This is a genomic window from Pseudomonas sp. EA_65y_Pfl2_P74 (genome assembly GCF_963970575.1).
GTDB classification, from domain to species: domain Bacteria; phylum Pseudomonadota; class Gammaproteobacteria; order Pseudomonadales; family Pseudomonadaceae; genus Aquipseudomonas; species Aquipseudomonas baetica_A.
Genome location: NZ_CAXAOQ010000019.1, coordinates 13315 through 38641 on the forward strand (window position 1 = coordinate 13315; position 25327 = coordinate 38641).

Annotated in this window: 23 protein-coding genes; 17 read left to right on the top strand and 6 right to left on the bottom strand. The window is 59.5% G+C overall.

Annotation, left to right across the window (positions count from 1 at the left end; translation table 11 throughout):
• Window positions 1-7: 7 nt before the first annotated feature.
• Entirely contained in the window at window positions 8-514 is a 507-nt protein-coding gene (gene def, locus AACY18_RS16395) for a peptide deformylase (RefSeq protein WP_339432328.1), read from the bottom strand.
• A gap of 159 nt (window positions 515-673) precedes the next feature.
• Between def and AACY18_RS16400 the strand changes: the two genes are divergently transcribed.
• From AACY18_RS16400 to AACY18_RS16435, 8 genes are all read left to right on the top strand, one after another.
• Complete coding sequence (locus AACY18_RS16400) at window positions 674-1699, top strand: LysM peptidoglycan-binding domain-containing protein (RefSeq protein WP_339465391.1); 1026 nt, start codon at window positions 674-676, stop codon at window positions 1697-1699.
• A gap of 80 nt (window positions 1700-1779) precedes the next feature.
• Window positions 1780-2880 carry a DNA-processing protein DprA gene (gene dprA, locus AACY18_RS16405; protein WP_339465392.1) on the top strand — a complete coding sequence of 367 codons (1101 nt, stop codon included), beginning with the start codon at window positions 1780-1782 and terminating at the stop codon, window positions 2878-2880.
• 54 nt (window positions 2881-2934) lie between these two features.
• On the top strand, window positions 2935-3492 hold the full coding sequence (locus tag AACY18_RS16410) for an L-threonylcarbamoyladenylate synthase (RefSeq protein WP_339432331.1): 558 nt from the start codon (window positions 2935-2937) through the stop codon (window positions 3490-3492).
• Window positions 3493-3765: 273 nt separating this feature from the next.
• Window positions 3766-4434 (top strand): hypothetical protein, encoded by a 669-nt coding sequence (locus AACY18_RS16415; protein WP_339465394.1) that lies wholly within the window; start codon window positions 3766-3768, stop codon window positions 4432-4434.
• On the top strand, window positions 4412-5146 hold the full coding sequence (locus tag AACY18_RS16420; RefSeq protein ID WP_339465396.1) for an iron-containing redox enzyme family protein: 735 nt from the start codon (window positions 4412-4414) through the stop codon (window positions 5144-5146). The genes AACY18_RS16415 and AACY18_RS16420 overlap by 23 nt, the downstream gene beginning before the upstream one ends.
• 42 nt (window positions 5147-5188) lie before the next feature.
• On the top strand, window positions 5189-6280 hold the full coding sequence (locus AACY18_RS16425; RefSeq protein ID WP_339432334.1) for a DUF3419 family protein: 1092 nt from the start codon (window positions 5189-5191) through the stop codon (window positions 6278-6280).
• Complete coding sequence (locus AACY18_RS16430; RefSeq protein WP_339465397.1) at window positions 6277-7545, top strand: aminotransferase class I/II-fold pyridoxal phosphate-dependent enzyme; 1269 nt, start codon at window positions 6277-6279, stop codon at window positions 7543-7545. The genes AACY18_RS16425 and AACY18_RS16430 overlap by 4 nt, the downstream gene beginning before the upstream one ends.
• Before the next feature lie 70 nt (window positions 7546-7615).
• Window positions 7616-8827, top strand: a complete 1212-nt coding sequence (locus tag AACY18_RS16435; protein WP_339465398.1) for a phenylacetate--CoA ligase family protein — start codon at window positions 7616-7618, stop codon at window positions 8825-8827.
• A 23-nt stretch (window positions 8828-8850) separates the two neighbouring features.
• Here the strand turns inward: AACY18_RS16435 and AACY18_RS16440 are convergent, their stop codons facing one another.
• Window positions 8851-9828 carry an NADPH:quinone reductase gene (locus AACY18_RS16440; protein WP_339465400.1) on the bottom strand — a complete coding sequence of 326 codons (978 nt, stop codon included), beginning with the start codon at window positions 9826-9828 and terminating at the stop codon, window positions 8851-8853.
• A gap of 162 nt (window positions 9829-9990) precedes the next feature.
• Here AACY18_RS16440 and hemF point away from each other — a divergent pair, with 162 nt between their 5' ends.
• A complete protein-coding gene (gene hemF / locus AACY18_RS16445) occupies window positions 9991-10905 on the top strand; it encodes an oxygen-dependent coproporphyrinogen oxidase (protein ID WP_339432338.1) in 915 nt (304 codons plus the stop codon).
• Window positions 10906-10914: 9 nt separating this feature from the next.
• Window positions 10915-11736, top strand: coding sequence for a shikimate dehydrogenase (gene aroE, locus AACY18_RS16450; protein WP_339432339.1), 822 nt, complete (start codon window positions 10915-10917; stop codon window positions 11734-11736).
• Window positions 11737-11827: 91 nt separating this feature from the next.
• On the opposite strand, the gene AACY18_RS16455 is transcribed toward aroE, so the two are convergent.
• The 3 genes from AACY18_RS16455 to betC all read right to left on the bottom strand — a co-directional run bounded on the left by AACY18_RS16455 (window position 11828) and on the right by betC (window position 15997).
• A complete protein-coding gene (locus tag AACY18_RS16455) occupies window positions 11828-13396 on the bottom strand; it encodes a SulP family inorganic anion transporter (RefSeq protein WP_339465401.1) in 1569 nt (522 codons plus the stop codon).
• 149 nt (window positions 13397-13545) lie between these two features.
• A complete protein-coding gene (gene choX, locus AACY18_RS16460; RefSeq protein WP_339432341.1) occupies window positions 13546-14466 on the bottom strand; it encodes a choline ABC transporter substrate-binding protein in 921 nt (306 codons plus the stop codon).
• Between the two features lie 16 nt (window positions 14467-14482).
• Complete coding sequence (gene betC, locus AACY18_RS16465; protein ID WP_339432342.1) at window positions 14483-15997, bottom strand: choline-sulfatase; 1515 nt, start codon at window positions 15995-15997, stop codon at window positions 14483-14485.
• Window positions 15998-16111: 114 nt separating this feature from the next.
• Between betC and AACY18_RS16470 the strand changes: the two genes are divergently transcribed.
• Complete coding sequence (locus AACY18_RS16470) at window positions 16112-17062, top strand: choline sulfate utilization transcriptional regulator (RefSeq protein WP_339432343.1); 951 nt, start codon at window positions 16112-16114, stop codon at window positions 17060-17062.
• Window positions 17063-17065: 3 nt separating this feature from the next.
• Here AACY18_RS16470 and AACY18_RS16475 read toward each other — a convergent pair whose 3' ends face one another.
• A complete protein-coding gene (locus tag AACY18_RS16475; RefSeq protein ID WP_339465402.1) occupies window positions 17066-17728 on the bottom strand; it encodes an NAD(P)-dependent oxidoreductase in 663 nt (220 codons plus the stop codon).
• Between the two features lie 83 nt (window positions 17729-17811).
• Between AACY18_RS16475 and AACY18_RS16480 the strand changes: the two genes are divergently transcribed.
• The 6 genes from AACY18_RS16480 to AACY18_RS16505 all read left to right on the top strand — a co-directional run bounded on the left by AACY18_RS16480 (window position 17812) and on the right by AACY18_RS16505 (window position 25311).
• Complete coding sequence (locus AACY18_RS16480; protein WP_339465403.1) at window positions 17812-18138, top strand: DOPA 4,5-dioxygenase family protein; 327 nt, start codon at window positions 17812-17814, stop codon at window positions 18136-18138.
• Window positions 18139-18433: 295 nt separating this feature from the next.
• On the top strand, window positions 18434-19741 hold the full coding sequence (locus AACY18_RS16485) for a CitMHS family transporter (protein ID WP_339465404.1): 1308 nt from the start codon (window positions 18434-18436) through the stop codon (window positions 19739-19741).
• Window positions 19742-19826: 85 nt separating this feature from the next.
• Entirely contained in the window at window positions 19827-20591 is a 765-nt protein-coding gene (locus AACY18_RS16490; RefSeq protein WP_221732250.1) for a TerC family protein, read from the top strand.
• Window positions 20592-20918: 327 nt separating this feature from the next.
• Window positions 20919-22577 carry a Na/Pi cotransporter family protein gene (locus AACY18_RS16495; protein WP_339432348.1) on the top strand — a complete coding sequence of 553 codons (1659 nt, stop codon included), beginning with the start codon at window positions 20919-20921 and terminating at the stop codon, window positions 22575-22577.
• Window positions 22578-22701: 124 nt separating this feature from the next.
• Window positions 22702-24090 carry a M16 family metallopeptidase gene (locus tag AACY18_RS16500; RefSeq protein ID WP_339432349.1) on the top strand — a complete coding sequence of 463 codons (1389 nt, stop codon included), beginning with the start codon at window positions 22702-22704 and terminating at the stop codon, window positions 24088-24090.
• Window positions 24091-24282: 192 nt separating this feature from the next.
• A complete protein-coding gene (locus tag AACY18_RS16505) occupies window positions 24283-25311 on the top strand; it encodes a DUF5924 family protein (RefSeq protein ID WP_339432350.1) in 1029 nt (342 codons plus the stop codon).
• Window positions 25312-25327 lie beyond the last annotated feature (16 nt).

Below are 25327 nucleotides of genomic sequence, written 5' to 3' on the forward strand. Positions count from 1 at the left end.
AGGGGCATCAAGCGTTCTGGCGATGCAGCTTTTCCAGTTTCTTCTTGATCCGGTCGCGTTTGAGCGTGGACAGGTAATCGACGAACAATTTGCCGTTGAGGTGGTCGCATTCGTGCTGGATGCACACGGCGAGCAGGCCTTCGGCGATCAGCTCATAGGGCTTGCCGTCGCGGTCCAGCGCCTTGATCCTGACCTTCTGCGGGCGGTCGACGTTTTCGTAGAAACCCGGCACCGAGAGGCAGCCTTCCTGATACTGATCCATTTCTTCGGTCAGCGATTCGAACTCGGGGTTGATGAATACCCGTGGTTCGGTGCGGTCTTCGGAAAGGTCCATCACAACGATACGTTGGTGCACATTGACCTGGGTCGCGGCGAGGCCGATGCCCGGCGCTTCATACATTGTTTCAAACATGTCATCGACCAACTGACGCACTTCGTCGTCCACTACGGCCACAGGCTTGGCGATAGTACGCAGACGCGGGTCCGGAAATTCGAGGATGTTTAAAATGGCCATAGGCTGATTGCTGCACGTATTGAGTAAAGTCGGGTCGATGGCCTGGCAGGTCCGAAGATGCAGGCTACCGTTGTGAAGCGTAGCTAATGCAGTTTGCAGTAGCGAGCCACGGGGGCTCTGACGGTTCACGCGAACGCACATGATAAAGGGATTCGCTGCATGAGGAAAACACTACTCGCCCTGCTGCTTCTGGCTTCGGCCGGCGTGGCGCAAGGGCAAGTGCAACTCAGGGATGTTTTTCCACAGCAATACACGGTGGTTTCGGGGGATACCCTCTGGGATATCTCCGGCAAATACCTGCGTGAGCCCTGGCAATGGCCACTGTTGTGGCGGGCCAATCCGCAAATTGAAAACCCCAACCTGATCTACCCCGGCGACACGCTGACGCTCAATTACGTCAACGGCCAGCCGCAACTGACCCTCAACCGTGGCGAGTCACGGGGCACGATCAAGCTGTCGCCACGAATTCGCACCAGCCCGGTGGCCGAGGCGATTCCGAGCATCCCACTGAAATCGATCAACAGTTTTCTGCTGAGCAACCGCATCGTCGACAAGGTCGAGGACTTCGACAAGGCGCCGTACATCGTTGCCGGTGATGCCGAACGGGTGCTCAGCGGCACCGGAGACCGCATCTTCGCTCGCGGCCATTTCGACCCGAACCAGCCGGTTTACGGGATTTTCCGCCAGGGCAAGGTCTACACCGATCCGCAGACCAAGGAGTTTCTGGGGGTCAACGCCGACGACATCGGTGGTGGTGAAATCGTTGCCACCGAAGGCGACGTCGCCACCCTCGCCCTGCAACGCACCACTCAGGAAGTGCGCCTCGGCGACCGTTTGTTCAGCGGCGAAGAGCGTTCGATCAATTCGACCTTCATGCCCAGCGCCCCGGCCAGCAACATCAACGGGGTGATCATCGACGTGCCCCGCGGCGTCACCCAGATCGGTGTGATGGACGTGGTCACCCTGAACAAGGGCAAACGCGATGGTTTGGCCGAAGGCAATGTGCTGGTGGTGATGAAAACCGGGGAAACCGTGCGTGACCGCATCACCGGCCAACCCTTGAAAATTCCCGACGAACGCGCCGGATTGCTGATGGTGTTCCGCACCTACGAAAAGCTCAGCTACGGCCTCGTGCTCAACGCATCGCGCTCGCTGGCGGTGCTCGACAAGGTGCGCAATCCGTAAGCGTGCCCAACAAGTTACCAACAGAGTTATCCACAGCTTGTTCCGAATGGTTCGGGGCTTATAACGATCAAGGATGATCCATGATGATGTCTGTCTGTACGCCCGTTTCCCCGGCGGAACTGGAAGCGCGCCTGCGCCTGCACCGCTTGCCGGAAATCGGCCCGAAGCGGTTTGCCAAATTGCTCGAAGCCTTCGGCTCGGCTTCCAAAGCCATCAGCGCCCCGGCAAGCGCCTGGCGCTCGCTGGGTTTGCCAGCGGCATGCGCTGAAGCGCGGCGCTGTCTTGAAGTGCGCGAGGGCGCCAGTCATGCAATGCGCTGGCTAGAGCGCCCAGGTCAGCATTTGCTGATGTGGGATCAACCGGATTACCCGGCCTTGTTGGCACAGATTCCCGATCCGCCACCGCTGCTGTTCGTGGCTGGCGATCCGCTTATTCTGGAGAAACCGCAACTGGCGATGGTGGGCAGTCGACGCGCTTCGCGTCCGGGAATGGACACAGCGGCGGCGTTTTCCCGCAGCCTCGCCGGGGCTGGTTTTGTCATCAACAGTGGCTTGGCGTTGGGTATTGATGCCGCCGCGCATCAAGCGGCACTGGACGTGGGAGGGCAGATGGTCGGCGTGCTTGGCACGGGTCTGGAAAATTTTTATCCACAGCGCAATCGGCGACTGGCTGACACAATGATTGCCTCGGGCAGCGCGGTGCTTTCGGAGTTCCCGCTGGACGCCGGACCGAGCGCGAGCAACTTCCCGCGACGTAACCGGATCATAAGTGGCTTGTCCCTTGGTGTATTGGTGGTGGAGGCAAGTGTCGCCAGTGGTTCGTTGATCACCGCGCGGCTGGCGGCGGAGCAGGGGCGCGAGGTTTACGCCATTCCTGGCTCCATTCATCACCCCGGTGCGCGGGGTTGTCACCAGTTGATCCGCGATGGCGCGGTGCTGGTGGAAACCATCGAACATATTCTTGAAGCGCTGCGTGGCTGGCAGCGTCTACCGATATCCACCGACACCCCGAAAACCGATCACCCACTGCTGCGCCTGCTCCACGCGGCGCCACACACCAGTGAAGCCTTGGTCGCCAGCAGCGGCTGGGCTTTGCCCAAAGTGCTGGCGGCACTGACCGAACTGGAAATGGACGGCCGTGCAGTGTGTGAAAACGGTCGCTGGTTGGCGAGGACACGCTAGGTTTTACAGGGAAGATCGGTAAACTGCGCGAAACCTGTTTGCGGAGAGTTTTTCATGGTCAACAGTTGGCGTGTGCAACAAGCCGCACGAGAGATTCGTGCCGGGGCGGTGATTGCCTATCCAACCGAAGCCGTCTGGGGACTGGGTTGCGACCCGTGGAACGAAGAGGCGGTGGATCGGTTGCTGGCGATCAAGAATCGTTCGGTCGACAAGGGCCTGATTCTGGTCGCCGACAACATCCGCCAGTTCGACTTTCTGTTCGAAGACTTCCCGCAGGAGTGGATCGACCGCATGGCCAGCACCTGGCCAGGGCCGAACACCTGGCTGGTGCCGCACCAGAACCTGCTGCCTGAGTGGGTTACGGGTGTACACGACACCGTGGCGTTGCGGGTCAGCGATCATCCGCAGGTGCGCGACTTGTGCTCGATGGTCGGGCCGCTGATTTCGACCTCGGCCAACCCACAAGGGCGTCCGGCGGCGCGCACGAGGTTGCGGGTCGAACAGTATTTCCGTGGGCAGATCGATCTGGTGCTGGGCGGGGAACTGGGTGGACGCAAGAACCCCAGCGTCATCCGTGATCTGGCCACCGGCAACGTCATTCGTCCCGACTGACGCCCCCTCTCAATCGATAGTATGAGTCCTCCTCGCCTTTATAGGGCGAGGAGGGCTGCATATGCCTACGACTTATCTTTCGAGTCACTAACAAATTTCAACAGTTTGTTGTTTATATTTTTCCCGCTTACGTCAGACTTGTCGCCAAGTATTAAAAACAGGTAACTTTTCCCACGTCATTATCAGAAATCGCGCGGTGGCGATATTTCCAAAAGCATCCATTATTTCAATGCGCTCAGAAAACTTCGATAAGTTAACGTCTGCGGAGAAGGAATGGATACTACGGATTTACAATTAACGGATTATCTTCAGTCACTTCAGGCGGAATTGAATGATCGCCATGAAAATTGTCGTGTCGTTATTCTTGAAGCGGGATCAGACACGCGAGAGTTCGAACGATTTATTGGTCGTCAATTTCGGCTTCGATTACAGCATTACATGCTGACATCAAGGGCTGTTTTGCTTGAAAAGAAGCTGGCGATAGTGTCGCGCAGTACTCATTTTTTACTGTATCAACATGAGCAACTGGTGGCGGTATTAAGAGTGACTCCATCGCCGTTCGAATGGGCGTCACTGACGCAGCAACATGTTGCTCCCACCATGGTGCTATCGCGCTATGTCGAGTTCAGCCGGTTGATCACTCTCTCGCAAAACCATCTGCCGGTTCCGATCAACTGTCTGCTGGCGGCCGCCACAGAGTGGGCCATCACGCGCGGTCATGAGGGTGTCGTCGCACTTTGCCGATCGCCACAACGGCGATTGTTCCAACGGTTCGGTCTGACACCGATTACCTCTGAGGCCCTTCATATCGAACAACGCGCCCGCGGCGATTACTGGCTGCTGTCAGCGCAATGGAAGCAAGTTTTCGCCGCCGTGCAACAACCTGCCCATACAACCACCCTGCACCTGGAGAGCCACGATGATCACGCCCGTCAATTTTGAACAACAGTTGAGCCTGCTTGATGAACGAATCGAAAGTTCGTGGGCGGCAATCCTGAATAATTCACGGCTGGTAAAAGCTATACGCGAGGGCAGTGTTTCCAAAGCGTTATATGCAATCTACATGATCGAAACTTTTCACTACACCGCACATAACGCACGAAACCAAGGTCTGGTGGGGGTGCGACATGCCGATAATCCGGTTTATGCAAAGTTCTGTTTTGAACATGCGGCGCAAGAAGTCGGCCATGAAAAAATGGCGTTGCATGATGTCATGAGTCTTGGTCTAAAGAGTGAAGATTTTAAGATTCCGCCGGCAGCTCCGGAAACTGAAGTGCTGATTGCTTATTTATACTGGATTTCCTTTACCGGCAATTCGCTACAACGGCTGGGATACAGTTATTGGGCAGAAAATGCCTATCATTTCATAAATCCGCTGATTAATAGCCTGCGCGAGACACTCTCGCTAAAGCCGGCTCAGTTGACGTTCTTCATGGCGCACTCCGATATTGATGTCGAACACTTCCATGAAATAAAACTCATCCTGCAGCGCACGTGTAAATCTCAGTCCGACTGGGATGCCATTGCGACTGTCATGGAGACCAGTTTGCGCTTGACCGGCAACATGCTTGAAGCCGTCTATGACCAGTATGAAGCCTGGCAAAACGGCCGCGCGCCGCGTTATGACTTCCTTCACGCGTTGGATAAATCATGAAGTCCGCACTTCGATTTTCAGGGCTGGCGGAGGGAAACCCGCATGGCTGACTATTTCGATCGTCTGAACTATGCACTGGGGGATGAAGACACCGCGCTTGAATACGCGATCCTGCCCCAACGTGCCAGGCATGTGGTGGGTGTCGCCGGGAGTGGCGGACGTCTTCTACCGCTGCTGGCCCGCAGGCCGGTGCGGATGACCTGTACCGATATCAGTGCGCCCCAACTGGCGTTCACGCGGTTGCGGTTTGCCCTGCTGCAACAGACCGATCATGAGTCGTTCATGGCATTCATGGGTTACCGGACAGACGTTTTGGCCAAACAACGCCAGTCCCTGTTTCAGCATCTGGATTTGCCCCGGACCGATCGCCGCTGGCTGTCAGAGTTGTTCCAGTCCCGTCAATGGCAAGCGCCGATCTACATGGGCGCCTTCGAGCAGGCCCTGCAGCGGTTGGCGATGGTCAATCGACTTTTTACCGGCAAAGCGGGTCGAGGCATCTTTGAACACAACGATCTTGGCGAGCAAACGCAATATTACCTAACCCGCTTTCCACTCAAGCGCTGGAAGGCTGTGATCGCCCTGCTGGGCAATGCAGCCGTGCTCAATTCCCTTCTCTACAAAGGCTCGTTTCCACCCAACAACCTGGGCATCAGTTCCCGTGCGGCGTATCTGAAGATTTTCCACGCGATGTTCACCACTCAGGTCGTGCGCGAGAGCTTTTTCCTGCAAATGCTGTTTTTCGGTGAACTGCGCTATCGGCAAGGTTTTCCGCTTGAGTGCGATCCGAAGATTTTCAAGCGTGCCCGTGAGGCACTTCAGCAGTGCGAGTTGCACGTAGTACAGGCCGACATGCTCGACTGTGTTGCCATGCACGCGGATGTTGATTTCGTCTCGCTCTCCGACGTGCCCTCGTTCTTGCCCGAAGCCGCTGGCACCCGTGTTTTGCAGCGATTGCGCCCGTCTCTGGCCGATGAGGCTTTGACGGTCATGCGTGGCCATTTGCATGTGGTTCAACCCGATTGTTCAGGTTTCAGCGATGTCACTGCCGAGTTCCAGAAAGCGATCGCACAAGAAAAAACCCAGCTCTGGCGTGTACAGGTCTATCGCCGGACCCTTTCGCAGGTATCCCGATGAATACTCAACAACCGACCGTCAATTGGGTCAAAAACCGTGTCCGCCAGGCGCGTGACGACCAGCAGCAGTTGTTCCAGGCAGGGCTCAACGGCCTGAAACTGATGAGGCGCGAGGGCAAGGACATCGAATTGAGCAGCGGCGAACGACTCACCGAGTTCCTTTCATGCTCCTACCTGGGGCTTGAGTGCGACCCCCGCCTTATTCAAGGCGCGGTGGACGCCGTCGAATCTTTCGGTGTGCAGTTTGCGGCCGCAAGAACCCGGGCGCTGCTGCCGCCGATGCGTCAATTGGATAAGCAGTTGGACCAGATATTTCAGGGCCATACGGTCACCTTCAACTCGGTGGGCAGCGCGCATTTGGGCTGCCTGCCATTGCTCGGTTCCGGCGAGTTGCCGTCTTATCCGTTGCGTCGTGGTCCCTGCTGGATAGTCGACCGGGCGGCCCATGCCTCGATGCAAGTGCTACAAGGGATTCTGTGGCAGTTCGGCCCTGTACGGCGTTGTGATTGCAGCGATGTGGAGCAGGTCGAGCAGGCATGTTCAACGGCGGTGGCGGCTGGCAATACACCGATCATCCTGACCGACAGTATTGGCTCGATGCGCGGCCTTTATCCGATCAAACGACTGTTGCAGTTGGCCGAGCGTTTTGAAGGCTACCTTTATGCCGATGATGCCCATGGCACCTCGATCCATGGGGTGGCAGGTGGTGGTTATGCATTGGTCGCTGCCGATAAGCGACTGCGCGATCGTTTGATCCTTCTGTCATCGCTGTCCAAGGCATTTGGTGCGACCGGCGGGGCGATTACCCTGCTCACGGCCGGCGATGCCGAGATGATTCGGCGCCATGCGTCGACCTATACCTTCGGTGGGCCACTGTCGATGGGCGGTGTCGGCGCGGCGGTTGCCTCCGGGAAAATTCACCTTTCGCCGGAACTCGGTCAGTTACAGGCTGCCCTGTGGAGAAATGTTGCCCGGATCGACACTCTGCTCGGTTCGGTGCTGGGCAACCATGAAATCGCATCACCCATTCGTTTCGTCCGTGTGGGGGCCGAGCGCGATGCAATCAGTCTGGCATTGCACCTGCGTCGGCAGGGCATCGCTGTCACAACCGCGTTATTTCCGGTGGTGGCCAAGGGCGAGGCGATTTTACGTCTGGCCATCAGCGCGAATCACAGTGAGGGGCAGTTGGAATGTCTGGCCGATGCGGTCAGGAGCGGGTTCGATGAGTTAGGCATTCGTCAGGGAGGGCGTGACGATGAGCGATGATCGGATAGTTACTGACCAAGCCTTTGCACGCAAACTGGCTTACGCGCGCTCTCTGCCGTGGTTCTGTGCGTTGTGTCCGCAGATCCTGCAAGTACAGACCCTGGAGGACCTGCATCTTCTGCCGATTCAAGCGGTGGAGGATGAATCTGGCGGTGTGCTGTTCTCCGTACTTGGCGAGGCTTCTCACCGTACGCCGGGCGGCGGGCTGACCCTGACGTCAGGAGGCAGCACCGGCAACCGTAAACACATCACGCATTCCTGGGCGTTCAACGCCGGTATCGTGCCGCTTGGAGCGCGGATGTTTGGGGGGGAAGATGAACGTCCAGGCGTGGTCATCAACGGTCTGACCGCCGGCGAAATGCAGGGTGCCTTTCAATATGCGGCGGCCCTTGTCCAGCATATCGGTGCGCGCCTGTTGCCAGCCGGATCACTGATGGGCGTCCAGCGGATTGCCGAGCTGATCGAGTCACAAGCGGCCGACGCGCTGATTTGTACCCCTTCCCTGGCAGCGGCGCTGTTCAACCACAACGATATTGATGCGGCACAGTTGGCCAGTCTGAGATGGCTCTACTATATCGGGGAACCCTGCAGTCAACCGCTGCGCGAGCAACTGGCCCGGGACTGGCCGGCGCTGAAGATCCGGTCGCTGGGCTACAGCTCGACGGAAACCGGCCCCATCGGCTTTCAGTGCGCTCATCTTGAGCACGGCTTTTATCATTTGCACGCCGACGCGATGCTGATCGAAGTGGTTGATCCCCTGACTTTACAAGCGGTGGCTGATGGTAACAGCGGTGAGTTTCTGCTGACGCCGCTGCTGCCCGATCATGTGCCGCTGTTGCGTTATCGAATGGGTGATCGCGGGCGAATCCTGCGCAACGTATCGAGTTGCGCCTGCGGCAGCAGCTTTCCCGTGCTGGAACTCCAGGGACGGGTTGAGACAACGATCAAGCTAGGCGGCGCGATCATCACTCAACGACAGGTATTGGACCTACTTGGGCAAGCGCTGGCCAAACTGGGCCCCACCGATGTCCAGGTACAGATCCATCGGCGAGCTAGCGGTGCGAGCCTGTGCGTGGTCATCGCTGAGGACAAACTATACGACGGCGCACAAGCGGCTATCGAACAGGCGCTGCACAATGAAGTGCAGGTGAGTGCATTGCTCAGGCTGCCCGGCGTACAGGGCTTGCAGGTGCTGGCTCTTGCCCGCAGCGGCTTCCAAACAAACGCCGCCGGCAAGACGCCATTTTTTGTTGAGTTGGACGACGCCACGAGGAAGCGATGACGATTCATCGGGAGCGCGTGCTGTCAGGGCAGCAGGATCGTGGAGCCGGTGGTGCGCCGTGCCGACAACTCGGTCTGCGCCTTCGCTGCATCAGCCAGTGGATAGCGTTGACTGATAGCCACGTTGAGCTTGCCGCTGATGATCATCTCGAACAGCTCATCGGCCATGCGTTGCAGGTTCTCGGCATTGTTGGCGTAGGTCGCCAGGGTCGGCCGGGTCACGTACAACGAACCTTTCGCTGCAAGAATCCCCAGATTGACACCGTCGACAGCACCGGACGCGTTGCCGAAGCTGACCACCAGCCCTCGCGGCGACACGCTGTCGAGCGAGGTCAGCCAGGTGTCCTTGCCTACGCCGTCATACACCACCGGGACTTTCTTGCCGTCGGTCAGCTCCAGCACGCGCTGCGCGACGTTTTCGTGGCTGTAGTCGATGGTCGCCCAAGCGCCGTTGGCTTTGGCCAGCTCAGCTTTTTCTTTGGAGCTGACGGTGCCGATCAGCTTGACGTCCAACGCCTTCGCCCATTGGCATGCCAGCGAACCGACACCGCCAGCAGCGGCGTGGAACAGAATGGTTTCTCCACCCTTGAGCTCACAAGTCTGGCGCAGGAGGTACTGCACGGTCAGGCCCTTGAGCATGACCCCGGCAGCGGTTTCGAAACTGATGGCGTCTGGCAGGTGCACCAGATTGGCTTCGGGCAGAACGTGCAGTTCGCTGTAGGCACCCAACGGGCCGCTGCCATACGCCACGCGGTCACCGACCTTGAACCGGGTGACCTCGCTGCCCACCGCATCGACGATGCCCGCACCTTCGGCACCCAGACCGGACGGCAAGGCCGGCGGTGCGTAAAGACCGCTGCGGAAGTAGGTGTCGATGAAGTTCAGGCCGATGGCCTTGTTGCTTACGCGAACCTGCTGCGGGCCAGGCTCCGCAGGCTGGTAGTCAATATAGTCGAGGACTTCGGGACCGCCGTGGGCGCGGAACTGGATACGCTTTGCCATCTGCCTGCTCTCCTTGGGGCTTTTGTGAGGTCCCTATCCAACTCCCATGCTTGATCTTCGTCAACTGCGGTGCGCCGGTTTGCGGTGGTATGCTACGCGCCCATTTGCGTCGCCCCCCGCCTGCGGGGCGCCGCGTAGTGATGCCCGATTCAAGGTGAAGCCATGACGACCCGCACCGACGCCGTAAAGGCCTATCTGCTCGACCTGCAAGACCGTATCTGCGCCGCGCTGGAAATCGAGGACGGCGGCACGCGCTTCGTCGAAGACGCCTGGGCCCGACCTGCTGGCGGTGGCGGTCGCACCCGCGTGATCGAAAACGGCACGCTGATCGAAAAGGGCGGCGTCAACTTTTCCCATGTCTTTGGCAGCGGTCTGCCGCCGTCGGCCAGCGCCCATCGGCCGGAACTGGCGGGACGCGGCTTTGAAGCCCTCGGCGTATCGCTGGTGATTCATCCGCACAACCCGCATGTGCCGACGTCGCACGCCAACGTGCGCTTTTTCATCGCCGAGAAGGAAGGCGAGGAACCGGTCTGGTGGTTCGGCGGCGGCTTTGACCTGACCCCGTATTACGGCAACGAAGAAGACTGCATCCATTGGCACCGCGTCGCCGAGCAGGCCTGCGCGCCGTTCGGGGCGGACGTCTATCCGCGTTACAAGGCTTGGTGCGACACCTACTTTCACATCAAGCATCGCCACGAACCGCGCGGCATCGGCGGCCTGTTCTTCGATGACCTGAACGAGTGGGACTTCGACACCAGTTTCGCCTTCATGCGCGCTATCGGTGATGCCTACATCGATGCGTACCTGCCCATCGTGCAGCGACGCAAGAACGATGCGTTCACTGCAAAACAGCGTGAGTTCCAGGAATTCCGCCGTGGCCGCTACGTTGAATTCAACCTGGTTTACGACCGTGGCACGCTGTTCGGCCTGCAATCGGGCGGGCGTACCGAGTCGATCCTCATGTCGCTGCCGCCACAAGTGCGCTGGGGCTACGATTGGAAAGCCGAGCCCGGCAGCGAAGAAGCGCGCCTGACCGAGTACTTCCTGCAAGATCGCGACTGGCTGGCTCAAGCCTGAGGACATCTGATGGATCGTTACGTCGTTTTCGGTAACCCGATCGGCCACAGCAAATCGCCGATGATTCACAAGCTGTTCGCCGAGCAGACCGGGCAAAGCCTCGATTACAGCACCCTGCTGGCGCCACTCGACGACTTTTCAGGCTGTGCCACGGCGTTCTTCCAGGAAGGTCGTGGCGCCAACGTCACCGTGCCGTTCAAGGAAGACGCCTATCGCCTGGCCAACAGCCTGACCGCTCGTGCACAGCGTGCTGGCGCGGTGAACACCTTGAGCAAACTGGCTGACGGCTCGCTGTTGGGCGACAACACCGACGGTGCCGGGCTGGTGCGGGATCTGACGGTGAACGCCGGATTCAGCCTGACCGGTAAACGCATCCTGCTGCTAGGCGCCGGTGGCGCTGTGCGTGGGGCGCTGGAGCCGTTGCTGGCGGAAAAACCGGCGTCGGTGATCATCGCCAACCGCACGGTGGAGAAGGCCGAATGGCTGGCCGAATTGTTCTGTGATCTGGGGCCGGTATCGGCCAGCGGTTTCGACTGGTTGCAGGAGCCGGTGGACGTGATCATCAACGCCACCTCCGCCAGCCTCACCGGTGACGTGCCGCCTATTGCGCCGAGCCTGATCGAGTCGGGCAAGACCCTGTGCTACGACATGATGTACGGCAAGGAGCCGACCGCGTTCTGCCGCTGGGCCAGTGAACACGGCGCGGCGGTGTCGATGGATGGTTTGGGCATGCTGGCCGAGCAAGCTGGCGAGGCGTTCTTTTTGTGGCGCGCAGTGCGGCCCGACACGGCGCCAGTACTCCAAGAGTTGCGTCGTCAACTCGGCCTTTAAAAGCTTCGCGAGCAAGCCCGCTCCCACGTTGGAGTGCATTTCAAATGTGAGAGCGGGCTTGCTCGCGAATGGCCGCACCGCCGATCCTGGATCAATCCTCAAACCGGATCGGACACTGCTGCGGCCCTTCGAGCTTGCGCAACTCCTCCACCACCTGCGGCCGCGCACCGCGCAACGTCAGGCTGCGATTGTGCCGCAATAAACGCCGCGCCTCCTGATGCAGCATCTCCACCCCTGAATAATCGATGAAGTTGATCTGCTGCGCCTCAATCACCACCCGCGTGCCGTGCATGCGTTGCAATCGCACTTGCAGGTAATGGCTGGCGCCGAAAAAAATGGAGCCGCCAACCCGCAGCACATCGTCCTCACCATCGCGAAAATGCTGCACCCGTGGTTGTGAAGTGCGCTTGAGATAGAAGAACAGCGACGCCAGCACCCCGGCGTAAATCGCCGTCTGCAATTCCAGCAACAACGTGGCGAGACAGGTCAGGGCCATGACCACGAACTCGGCGCGGCTGACCCGCAGCAATGACCGAATGCCGCGATGATCCACCAGTCCCCAGGCGATCAACAAAATGCTGCCGGCCATGGCTGGAATGGGAATCTGCGCGATCAGCCCTGCCCCGAAAATCGCAAACAGCGCCACCCAGATCGCCGAAAACACTCCGGCCAGCGGCGAGCAGGCGCCCGCCTCGTAACTGAGGCCCGAGCGGGTAAACGACCCGGCCGACAGCGAGCCGGAAAAGAACGCCCCGACGATATTGGATAAACCCTGCGCCCGAACCTCTTGATTGGCGTCGAGCAGTTGTTGCGAGCGCGCGGCAATCGAGCGGGCAATCGACAGGCTGGTGACCAGCCCGAGCATGCCCACCGCGACAGCGCTCGGCAGCAGGCGCAGGATCAGGTCCAGATCCAGCGGCAAGCCACTGAACGGCGGCAGACGCCCGATAAAAGCGCTGACCCGGTGCACATGCCCGAACATTGCCGGCCACAGCCAAACCAGCAAGCTGGCCAGTACCAGCGTGATCAACAGCGTCGGCCAGCGTGGCAGCAATTGTTTCAACACCACGCCGACCGCGACCGTGGCCACGCCAAGCACCAGCGAAGGATTATCCACAGCCCTGAGGTGTTGCAGCAGATCCATCAAACTGGCCAGCGCCGTGGCTTTGGCCGGCAGATCCAGCCCCAACAGATTGGGCAACTGGCCGATGGCAATCACCACCGCCGCCCCCAGGGTGAAACCGAGTACTACCGAATGCGAGACGAAGTTCACCAGTGCGCCAAAGCGCAGCAAACCGATCAGCCATTGGAAAACCCCGGCCAGAAAGGTCAGCAGCAGAATCAGGGTGATGTAGTCCTGTGACGCTGGCACGGCCAATGGACTGACGCTGGCAAACAGCACAATCGAAATCGCCGCCGTTGGCCCGCAGATCAGATGCCACGACGAACCCCACATGCAGGCGATCAACACCGGGATGATCGCCGCGTAGAGACCGTATTCGGGTGGGAGTCCGGCGATCAGCGCGTAGGCAATCGACTGGGGTAAAGCGAGAATTGCACCGCTGAGGCCGACGATCAGGTCCCGTCCGACGCTGGCGCGGGTTTGCCGGGGCAGCCAGGTGAGGAAGGGCAAAAGTGAGCGGCGAGTGGGGAAGGCCATGGGTCCTCGCGGTTTGGGGTTTGCGCAAGAGTAACAGGGTAAAACGTGCGGGAGCGTGCCCTCTGGTGAATGCGGTGGGTCATTCGACAAAGACACCGCAATCGCGAGCAAGCCCGCTCCCACGGGGTGAGACGACTGCCTCTAGTGAATCAGAGCCTGGCTTTTACCGCCGGCAAGGCAGCCTTCCCATCCAGCGTCTTCACGCCGTCCAGCCACTTGTCCAGCACCGCCGGATTCGCCTTGATCCAGGCCTTCACCGCCTCAGCATTGCTGACCTTCTTGTTGGTCACCTCAGCCATGATGCTGTTCTCCATCTCCTGAGTGAACGAAAGATTGGTCAGCAATTTACCCACATTCGGACACGCCTCGGCGTAGCCCTTGCGCGTCAACGTAAACACGCTGCCGGTGTCGCCAAAGTACTTTTCGCCACCCTTGAGGTAATGCATTTTCAACTGCACGTTCATCGGGTGCGGGGTCCAGCCGAGGAAGGTGACGAACTTCTGTTTCTTCACCGCCCGCGACACTTCGGCGAGCATTGCCTGTTCGCTGGACTCGATGAGCTTCCACTGGCCCAGGTCGAAGTCATTTTTCTTGATGATTTCCTGCAGCGAGATGTTCGCGGGTGCGCCCGAACCGATGCCGTAGATTTTCTTGCCGAACTTGTCGGCGAATGTATTCAGATCCGCGAAGTTATGCACACCCGCGTCCCAGACGTAATCCGGCACGGCGAGGGTGAATTCGGTGCCGTCGAGGTTCTTCGCCAGTTGTGTCACGTCACCGGTGGCGATGAACTTGTCGTAGAAGCCCTGCTGCGCCGGCATCCAGTTGCCCATGAACACATCCACCTGGCCATCCTTCAGGCCGCCGAAAGTAATCGGTACCGCGAGGGTGTCGACCTTGGCCTTGTAGCCCATGCCGTCCAGCAGAAAACCGGTGATGGCGTTGGTCGCGGCGATGTCGCTCCAGCCAGGATCGGCCATTTTCACCGTCTCGCAATTTTGCTCGGCAAATGCCGAGGCGCTGCCCAGAGCCAGCAGGCTGACCGTCAGTACTGTGGATAACTTGCGCATGGACTTCCCCTTAACGTTATTGGTTTTGGCAGGGTTGTGGATAACGTGCTTTGCGTTCCAGATCATCGAGGTCGATATGGTTGCGCATGTACTGCTGACTGGCATCCACCAGCGGCTGGTGATCCCAGCTCTTCAGTTTGCCGACGGTCAATGCATCGGCGACAAAACGGCGGCGACGCTGGCTCGCGAGGACAGCCCGGTGAATGGCGGGGATGTCCCACTTGGCCCGTGCCTCGGCGAGAAAATCGTCGAATAGCTGACGATGCTGTGGCGATTGGCTGAGTTCTTCCAACTCGCGCGGATCGTTGCCTACGTCGAAGAGTAGGCAAGGGTCGCTTTCACTGTAGATAAATTTCCAGGCGCCACGGCGGATCATCATCAGCGGACTGATGGTGCCTTCGGCCATGTATTCGCCAAATACCTCGTCATGGCCGCCCTGCCCTTGCAGGTGTGGCACCAGCGAGCGGCCATCCAGCGGCAGGCCCGGCTCCAGGGTGCCGCCGGCCAGTTCGACGAAGGTTGGCAACAGGTCTGCGGTCGATACGGCAGCGCTGATGCGCCCGGCCTCGAACTGGCCAGGCGCACTGATCAACAGGGGCACGCGGGCGGCCATTTCGTACCAGTGCATTTTGTACCAGAGGCCTTTCTCGCCCAGCATGTCGCCGTGGTCGCCGGAGAAGACGATGATCGTTTCGTCCATCAGCCCTGTGTCTTCAAGGGTTTGCAGGAGTTTGCCGACGTTGGCGTCGATATAACTGCAAGCGCCGAAGTAGGCACGCCGAGCATCGCGAATCTTATCCACAGGCAGCGGCTTGTCCCACAGGTCGTAAACCTTGAGCAGGCGCTGCGAGTGCGGGTCGAGTGAATGTTGATCCGGCGTTGTCGGAAGCGGGATATCGCCATCGTCGTACAAATCCCAGAAGGCCTTGGGAATCGTGTACGGATCGTGTGGGTGAGTCATCGACACCGTCAGGCAAAACGGCTGATCGCCGTCCTCGCGAATGTGATCGAAAAGATATTGCTGGGCCTTGAACACCACTTCTTCGTCAAAATCGAGTTGGTTGGTGCGCACGCAGGGCCCGGCTTGCAGCACCGAAGACATGTTGTGATACCAGGTCGGCCGCACGTCAGGCTCATCCCAGTTCACCGACCAACCGTAATCGGCCGGATAAATATCACTGGTCAGGCGTTCTTCGTAGCCGTGCAACTGATCGGGGCCACAGAAATGCATCTTGCCCGACAGCGCGGTGCGGTAGCCGAGACGGCGAAGGTAGTGGGCGTAGGTCGGAATGTCGGCGGGGAAATCGGCGGCGTTATCGTAAGCACCGATTTTGCTCGGCAATTGACCGCTGACCAGAGTGAAACGCGACGGCGCGCACAATGGGCTGTTGCAGTAAGCGGCGTCGAACACCACGCCTTGGGCGGCGAGGCGCGAAAGATTCGGCAGTTTGATTGGCGAAGGGCCGTAGAACGGCAACATTGGCGCGGCCATCTGATCGGCCATGATGAAAAGAATATTCTTGCGCTTCATGTGATCGCGGCATTCCATAGTGAATATTTATGCGACATTGCTGCGATCAAGCTTGGAGTCCATGCTCTATCGGGTAAAGCCCATGCCGGGCAATGACTGGGATAAGCTCTGCTTATGTATGAAGCGTTAGGCGATCTGTCTCTCGACCTGTTGCGTGCCTTCGATGCCGCCGCGCGCCATCGCAGCTTTACTGCGGCAGCGGTTGAGTTGGGCACCACGCAACCGGCCATCAGCCAACAGATCAAACGACTGGAGGAGCAGCTCGGTACGCGCCTGTTTGATCGCATCTACCGGGGCATCGAACTGACTGAGGTCGGCATGATCCTGTTCGAGCAAGTTAGCCTTGGTTTGCAGAATATCGACGCAGGATTGAGCGCGATCAGCACACAGCAGCAACACGAGGTGCTGCAGGTCGCCACCGATTTCGCCTTCGCCGCCTATTGGCTGATGCCGCGTCTGCACCGCTTCCACGAAGCCAATCCCCACGTCGATGTCAGCCTGGTCACCAGCGAACGTAACCACAACATGCTGCGCACCGACATCGACGTGGCGATCCTGTTTGGCGACGGCCGCTTTAAACAGGGCGAGAGCCATTGGCTGTTCAGCGAAGAAGTGTTCCCGGTGTGCAGTCCACTATTGCTCAAGGATCGCCCGGCGCCCTTGCCTGCTCAGGCGTTGCTGGAATTGCCCCTGCTGCACTTGCGCGGTGAAAACAGCAGCAACTGGTTTGACTGGAGTGGTTTGTTTCGCCAATTGGGCATCACCACGCCGCCGGCACCGGGGCAGCTGCGTTTCGACAATTACACGCTGTTGATTCAAGCGGCGATTGGCGGGCAAGGCGTGGCGATTGGCTGGCGGCATCTTGTGGATAACTTGCTGACTCAGGGTTTGCTCTGTCGCCCGATTGCCGAAACGACGCTGTCACGGCTGGGCTATTACGTCGTTCTGCCGCAACGCAAACGGCGGGGGGCGCTGATTCAACTGTTTGTTGACTGGTTGATGGAGGAACAGGCCAGCAGTGCAGAATCGCTCAATGGACTCGCACTGCCGTCCATTGCCATCTAGAACCTATTGGCTGGTCGCCACAAAATTCACATGCTGCCCGACATGCAGATTCAAGCGCAGCTCATCGGCAATCCCCACCGCGACCCGGTTCAAACGCTCCAGCGGTTCGGTTAGCCCCGGCTCCAGATGGCCGCCAACCTGGCTGAAATGCTCAACGGTCAGCCCCGCGACGCCATGGGGCGCATTGACCAATGTCCATTGCAACGGACTGCTTTGCAGGGCCTCACGGATTTCTTCGGCGGCGTGGCGTTGCAGGCGATCGTCGAGGTCCGGTTCGTCGAGCACGGCGAAATCGCCCACCAGAAACAGCCGCGAAACATTGGCCAATTGCAGGCCATCGACCAGCGCGTCGACCGCGAGCACCTGTTCCACCGGCCCAAGCACGATGGACCTTTCGACGTGATCGCTGCTCAACGGCAGGCCCGGCGCATCCAGCAGGCAAATCACCGCCGAGCTTCCCGCAACGCTTTGATTGACCCGCTCGGCATCGAACAGATCGCCACTTTTTGTACGCAACCCCGGACGCGGCGCGAGCGCCGTCAAATCGTCGAGAATGGCGATGACTTCATGCTGACGACGCAGCAACTCAGCCATCAACGCACCGCCCAGGCTGGCCATGGCACCATAGAGCACCACTTTAACCGCTGGGGTTTCGGCATTTTTCATGGCTGATCCCTTTTCTTGTCCCTTCTATGGCGTGTGACATACGGGCAACGCCGAGGGTTCGAACCGATTTGCGAGGGCTTCAGATGCAACCGATCAAGGGCTACCACGCCCACGTCTATTTCGACGCCGCCTCCATCGACCAGGCACGCGCGTTATGCGAGCAAGTCGCTACGTTGTTTCCATTGAAAATGGGCCGCGTCCACGAACGCCCGGTCGGCCCGCACCCCGACTGGAGTTGCCAGTTGGCCTTCGGCCCGGAGCTGATCGGTGAAGTACTGCCCTGGCTGGCGCTCAATCGCAAAGGCTTGGTGGTGTTTTTGCACCCGGACACGGGCGATGATTTGCTTGATCACACCGAGCATGCGATCTGGATGGGCGCCATGAGGCCGCTGAATCTGGCTGTTTTTTGATGACGCCCGCCGCATTCGGCGGGCCGGTTGACCGTTCACTCAAAGCTTTCACCCACGAAAGCTGGCTGAAAGCTTCCCCCATTAGGATCGCCCCCACTGCCGGCAACAGACCGGTTGGCCAATCCGTGTGATACCCGCACGAACGGCCCAATTAACAACAACAATGGTGATTCTGATGTCCTCTGTAGCCCGCCTCCGCGCTGTCACTCCGTCCGTACGTCTCGTGCTGCCCGCTCTGCGCTGATCCCGCCCGATCCGCTCATTCCATTAGCCGCGCTACGCCCGGAGTATTCCCATGCTGACTTTCCTTGGCTTTGCCATGGTCATCACGTTCATGTTCCTGATCATGACCAAGCGCCTGTCCGCGCTGATTGCGCTGATCATCATCCCGATCCTGTTTGCCCTGTTCGGTGGTTTTGCGCCGAAGATCGGTCCGATGATGCTCGAAGGCATCACCAAGCTTGCGCCGACCGGCGTGATGCTGATGTTCGCCATTCTCTATTTCGCCCTGATGATCGACTCCGGTCTGTTCGACCCGGCCGTGCGCAAGATCCTCAAACTGGTCAAGGGTGACCCGCTGAAAGTTTCGGTCGGCACCGCCGTACTGGCGCTCGTCGTTTCCCTCGACGGTGACGGCGCGACCACTTACATGATCTGCGTGGCCGCCATGCTGCCGCTGTACAGCCGCATCGGCATGAGCCCGCGAATCATGGCCGGCCTGATCATCCTGGCCGGTGGCGTGATGAACATGACGCCATGGGGCGGCCCGACCGCCCGTGCTGCCAGTGCGTTGCACGTCGACCCTTCGGACATCTTCGTGCCGATGATTCCGGCCATGGCGGCCGGTGTGGTGGCGATTCTGCTCATTGCCTATTTCTACGGCAAACGTGAGCGAGCGCGTCTGGGTGAGTTGCACCTGATCGACGATGAGATCGATCACAGCGAAATCAGCGTTTCGCAGTTCCCGGACGCCCGTCGTCCGAAGCTGATCTGGTTCAACGGCGCCCTGACCTTCGGCCTGATGTGCACCCTGATCGCTGGCCTGTTGCCGCTGCCGGTGTTGTTCATGGTGGCGTTCAGTATTGCCATGATCGTCAACTATCCTTGCCTGCAAATGCAGAAGGACCGCGTCGCGGCTCACGCCGGCAGTGTGCTGGCAGTGGTCGGGCTGATCTTTGCGGCGGGTATCTTCACCGGTATCCTGTCGGGCACCGGCATGGTCGATGCGATGTCCAAGAGCCTGCTGGCGGTGATCCCGGATTTCCTCGGTCCTTACCTGGCCGTGATCACGGCACTGGTGAGCATGCCGTTCACGTTCTTCATGTCCAACGACGCGTTCTACTATGGCGTGTTGCCGGTGATGGCCGAAGCCGCCAGTCACTACGGCATCACCGCCGTGGAAATGGCCCGGGCCTCGATCGTCGGTCAGCCCGTTCACTTGCTCAGCCCGCTGGTGCCATCGACCTATCTGTTGGTGGCCCTGGCCGGGATTGATTTTGGCGACCACCAGCGGTTCACCCTCAAATGGGCGATCCTGGTTTGTATCTGCATTCTGATTGCTGCACTGCTGCTCGGGACTTTCCCGGTGTTCAGCACTCTATAAGCCCAAGACTCACCGTTTGCGGTCCTGGCTTCGTGGTTTGAAGCCAGGACCTTTTTCGGTTTAACACACGCTCAAAGGAATACACATGGATTGGCTGACCAACCCCGAAATCTGGGTTGCCTTCTTTACCCTGACCGCCCTGGAAATTGTCCTGGGTATCGATAACATCATCATGATTTCGATCCTGGTCAGCCGCATGCCCAAACACATGCAGCCGCGCACCCGGATCTTCGGTCTTGGCCTGGCCATGATCACGCGAATCCTGTTGCTGCTGTCGATCACTTGGGTCATGCGCCTCACCGCCGACCTGTTCGAAGTGTTCGGCCAGGGCATCTCCGGGCGTGACCTGATCCTGTTCTTCGGCGGGCTGTTCCTGCTGTGGAAAAGCTCGCAGGAGATGTACCACGCGCTGGAAGGTGAAGACGAAAGCGGCGACGAGCCTTCGGGCAAGGGCGGTAACTTTCTCTACACCATTATTCAGATCGCGATCATCGACATCGTCTTCTCGCTGGACTCGGTGATCACCGCGGTCGGCATGGTGTCCCATGTGCCAGTGATGGTGGCGGCGATCATCGTCGCGGTGCTGGTGATGATGGCGGCGTCGGGCAAGATCAGCGAATTCATCGACAAACATCCGTCGCTGAAGATGCTCGCGCTGTCGTTCCTGTTGGTGGTCGGTACGGTACTGATCGCTGAATCGTTCGACGTGCACGTACCCAAAGGTTACGTCTACTTCGCCATGGCGTTCTCGCTGGCGGTGGAAGCGATCAACATCAAACTGCGCGGCGCGATGGCCAAAAAGAAGCAGCAAGATCCGGTGAAACTGCGCAAGGACATTCCGGGGCAGTAACCCGCTAGTCCAGCAACACGCAACACCCCTTGTGGGAGCGGGCTTGCTCGCGAATGCAGTCGATCAGCCAACATTATTGTCGACTGATACGCCGCCTTCGCGAGCAAACCCGCTCCCACAGTTGTTTTGTACGTTGGCTAACACTCACTCCAGCAGGGAGGTGCCGGTGAAGTGCTGTTCATGACACTTGTGTTTCAATCATGGTTTTAGCTGTGCAATGCTGGCGCCCAGACCGTTAGCCAACTACAGCTTAAGTATCAAAAACGTAGAAACCGCGCGGTACCGTCAATTTGCCTCTCTGGGGCGCTGCCATTACAGGGGGTCTGCATGCTCACCCTGCTCAATCTGCTTTCCGCCGTCGCCCTGCTGATCTGGGGCACGCACATCGTCCGAACCGGCATCCTGCGGGTGTATGGCACCCAACTGCGCCATGTCATCGGCCAGAACATGGCCAAGCGCTGGCTGGCCTTTGTTGCGGGCATCGTCGTCACGGCGATGGTGCAAAGCAGCAACGCCACGGCGATGCTCGTCACCTCTTTCGTCGGCCAAGGGCTGATGGCGCTGACGCCGGCGCTGGCGACCATGCTCGGCGCCGATGTCGGTACCGCGCTGATGGCGCGGGTGCTGACGTTCGACTTGTCTTGGCTGTCGCCATTGCTGATTTTTCTTGGGGTGATTTTCTTTCTGTCGCGCAAACAGACGCGGCTCGGGCAAATGGGCCGGGTCAGCATCGGTTTGGGGCTGATCATTCTCGCGCTGCAACTGATCGTCGAGGCTGCTGCACCGATCACCCACGCCCAAGGGGTGAAGGTGATTTTCGCTTCGCTGACCGGCGACATCCTCCTCGACGCCCTGGTCGGCGCGCTGTTTGCGATGATTTCCTACTCCAGCCTCGCCGCTGTGCTTCTGACCGCTACCTTGGCCGGCGCCGCCGTGATCAGTCTGCCGGTGGCGATTGGCCTGGTGATCGGTGCCAACATCGGCAGCGGCGTGCTGGCGTTCATGAGCACCAGCATGCAGAACGCCGCTGGCCGGCAAGTGGCGCTGGGCAGCCTGTTGTACAAACTGATCGGCCTGCTGCTGATCATCCCGGTGCTCGACCCGCTTGTGCATTGGATCGACAGTCTGGATTTCAGCCCGCAGGAAATGGTCATCGGCTTCCACCTGCTCTACAACACCGCACGCTGTCTGATCCTGCTGCCGAGTGTCGGGCCGATGGCGCGTTTGTGCGCCTGGCTGCTGCCGGAACGGCCTGAGGTCAACGGCACCGCCAAACCACGTCACCTTGACCCGACCGCGCTGGTCACGCCAAGCCTGGCCTTGGCCAACGCCGTGCGCGAAACCCTGCGCATGGGCGATCTGCTCGACAACATGCTCGACGCGACCCTCGATGTGTTGCGCGGCAAGCAAACGGCGATCACCCAGGACATGCGTCGGATGACCGATGACGTAGAGTCGCTGTACAGCGCGATCAAGCTGTACCTGGCGCAAATGCCCCGCGAGGATCTTGGCGAGCAGGACAGTCGGCGCTGGGCGGAGATCATTGAACTGGCGATCAACCTCAAACTGGCCTGTGACTTGATCGAGCGCATGCTGCGCAAGGTCCAGCAGCAGAAGACCTCGCAACGCCGTTCGTTTTCCGAGGAAGGGCTGGAGGACCTGGCCGGGCTTCAACAGCAACTGATCGCCAACTTGCGGTTGGGGTTGTCGGTGTTTCTCAGCGGCGACAAGGAAAGCGCTCGCCAGTTGCTGCGCGAGAAACGGCGCTTCCGCGCACAGGAACGCCGTTTGGCCCATGCCCACGTCAGTCGTTTGCAACGCAAGATCGTGCAGAGTATTGAAACCAGTTCGTTGCACCTGGAGCTGATTGCCGACATGAAACGGCTCAATTCGCTGTTTTGCAGCAGCGCTTATGTAGTGCTGGAAACGGCGGACATCGGGGCGCTGGCGGCGGATGAAATGGCCGACATTACGCATTCGCCTTGAACGTCTGCGGCTAAGGTCAGTCAGTAACTCAGCGTTCAGCCTCAGGGACGCCTTCGCGAGCTTGCTCGCAAAGGCCATCTGCCTGACGACACGGATCTCCAAATCAGCCGTACGGAAGCCTGTTATGCGTTGCCTGTTGTTCGCCTGTCTGTTGCTCGGTTCACTCCCTTCCTTGGCCCTGGATCGTTTTCAGGTCGAAGGTTATGCGCTGCCCAACGGTTTGCAGTTGTTGCTCAAACCCGGCACCGAGCGCGGGCATGTCGCGATCCGGCTGGTGGTCGGCGTCGGTCTTGATGATTTTGACTGCGATGAAAAAGAGCTGCCGCACCTGCTTGAACACTTGCTGTTTAGTGGCATTGACGCCACCGGCGAAGGTGGCCTCGAAGAGCGCATGCAGGCCCTGGGCGGTGACTGGAACGCCTTCACCAGCAATGCCGATACCACCTTCGTCATCGAAGCTCCGGCGAAAAACCAGCGCAAGGTACTCGACCTGCTGCTGGCGCTGCTGACACAGACCCGCATCGACGACAACGCGATCAACGCCGCCAAACGTGTGGTCGAGCGTGAGGACGGCGGCCACTACACGCGCCTGCGCCGCTTTCTCGACCGCCAGGATCTGGGGCACAGCGCGAGCAATCAATTGGCGGTGGAGCTGGGCCTTAAATGCCCGCAGCGCGCCGAAGTCGCACATCTGACCCAGGCGCAACTGGAGAAGGTGCGCAAAGCCTGGTACGCGCCGAACAACATGACCCTGATTGTCGTCGGCGAGCTCGACAAACTGCTGCCGGCCTATCTGGAGCGGACGTGGGGCGCGCTTGATGCGGTCGAGCCCAGTGAGCACCGGCCGTTGCCGGATATCCGCACCAGCGCCGCCCATGAGCGCACCCTCACGCGCGGTTTTATCGGCGACAGCGCCAAGTTGCACTGGTTGGTGCCGGAGCCGGTGCTGGACGGTCAGTACGACGAGACGTTCAACATCCTCAAGGACTACCTCGACTGGGCGCTGTACCGACAGATTCGTCTCAACCATGGTTTGTCTTATGGGCCGTGGGCCGAGCGCGAAGTGTTTGGGGGCGTCGGGTTCATGAGCCTCAATGCTGACCTTGATCGCGATAACGTCGATGAAGCCATTGAGGTGCTGGAAGACATCAAGGCCGACCTGCTGAAAAACGGTCTCGATCCGGCCACCTTCGCCCGCATCAAACAGGCGGCCATCGCCCATCAGGCCTGGGCGGTGCAAGGCAACAGCGCGATGGCCGATTACTACTGGAGTGCGCTGGGCGACTACGAGGACGGCCGCTTCGCCAATCCCGCCCGCGAACTGCAAGGCGTGACGCTGGAAACGGCGAACAAGGCCATGCGCGAGTTGTTGCTGCAACCGGGGTATCTGCGTATCGAGAAGCCTTTGATCAGTGATGATCAGGTGTTGTGGCTGGCGGCGGGTGGACTGGGTGTGTTGCTGCTGATCCTGATCGTATGGCGCTTGCACCGCCGCAAATCCGCCGAACACTGAACCGGTGGGAGCGGGCTTGCTCGCGAACGCGGTGGGTCATGCAACAAATGCAGTGACGGATACGACGCCTTCGCGAGCAATCCCGCTCCCACAGGGGACTGTGGTGATTTTGCTGACCGGCAGCCTCGCCACACCGCTGTGCGAGCGGTACTCTGTCGAGGTTTTTTCCCACGACTGTTGCGAACCGCCCTCATGCCAAAACTGACCCTTCTGATCCAGCGCATTCTCGAACTGATGAAGCGCTATCCCGGGGTCATTGCGTTGGGTGGTTTCATCTCCGGGGTCGGCAGTTTCATTCTGGTCGACCGCCAGCAAGGGCTGGCGAGCTGGATCACCATCATCATGCTGCTGAGCTGGATCTGGCTGATGCTGGAAAACACCCTCACTGGCCTTTTTACGCGGATTTTCAAACGGGAAATCCCCCAGCCGCTGCTGCGTTACGCCACGCAGATGATTCACCAGGAAAGCCTGTTTTTCGTTCTGCCATTCTTCTTCATCACCACGACGTGGAACAGCAGCCAATTGATCTTCACCGGGCTGCTGAGCATCGCCGCGCTGATCTCCGTCATCGATCCGCTCTACTACAAATGGCTGGCGCCCCGGCGCTGGGCGTTTCTGGCGCTACACACCCTGACCCTGTTCGCGGCCCTCCTGACCGCACTGCCGGTGATCATGCACCTGACCACCTCGCAGAGCTTCAAATGGGCGCTGGGCATTGCCGTGCTGCTGTCGTTCCCGAGCCTGGCGTCGATCTTCCCGATCCGCACCGTGCGCAATGCGCTGGCGATCCTGTGCATCACCGTGGGTATCGGCGGTGTGGGTTGGGCGCTGCGCTCGTGGGTGCCGCCGGCAACGCTGTGGATGACTGACGTGGCGATCAGCACGCAGTTGCAGGATCGCACCCCCGGCGCGAGCCTCAAGCAAGTCAGCGCCGAGCAGATCCGTGGCGGTGGCCTCTACGCCTATACCGCGATCAACGCGCCACGCGGGCTCGATGAGCGGATTTATCACGTCTGGCAGTTCAACGGCAAAGAGGTCGACCGCATTGCTCTCGACATCCATGGCGGGCGTAAAGAAGGCTACCGGGCGTGGACGCACAAGCAGAACTTCCCCGGCAACCCGGCGGGCAAGTGGCAGGTACGGGTGCTGACCGAGGACGGCCAGGTGATCGGCGTGCTGCGCTTTGAAGTCACCGACAGCACAGCGATCAAAGAAAAGTAGTCGGGTTCGTGCTATT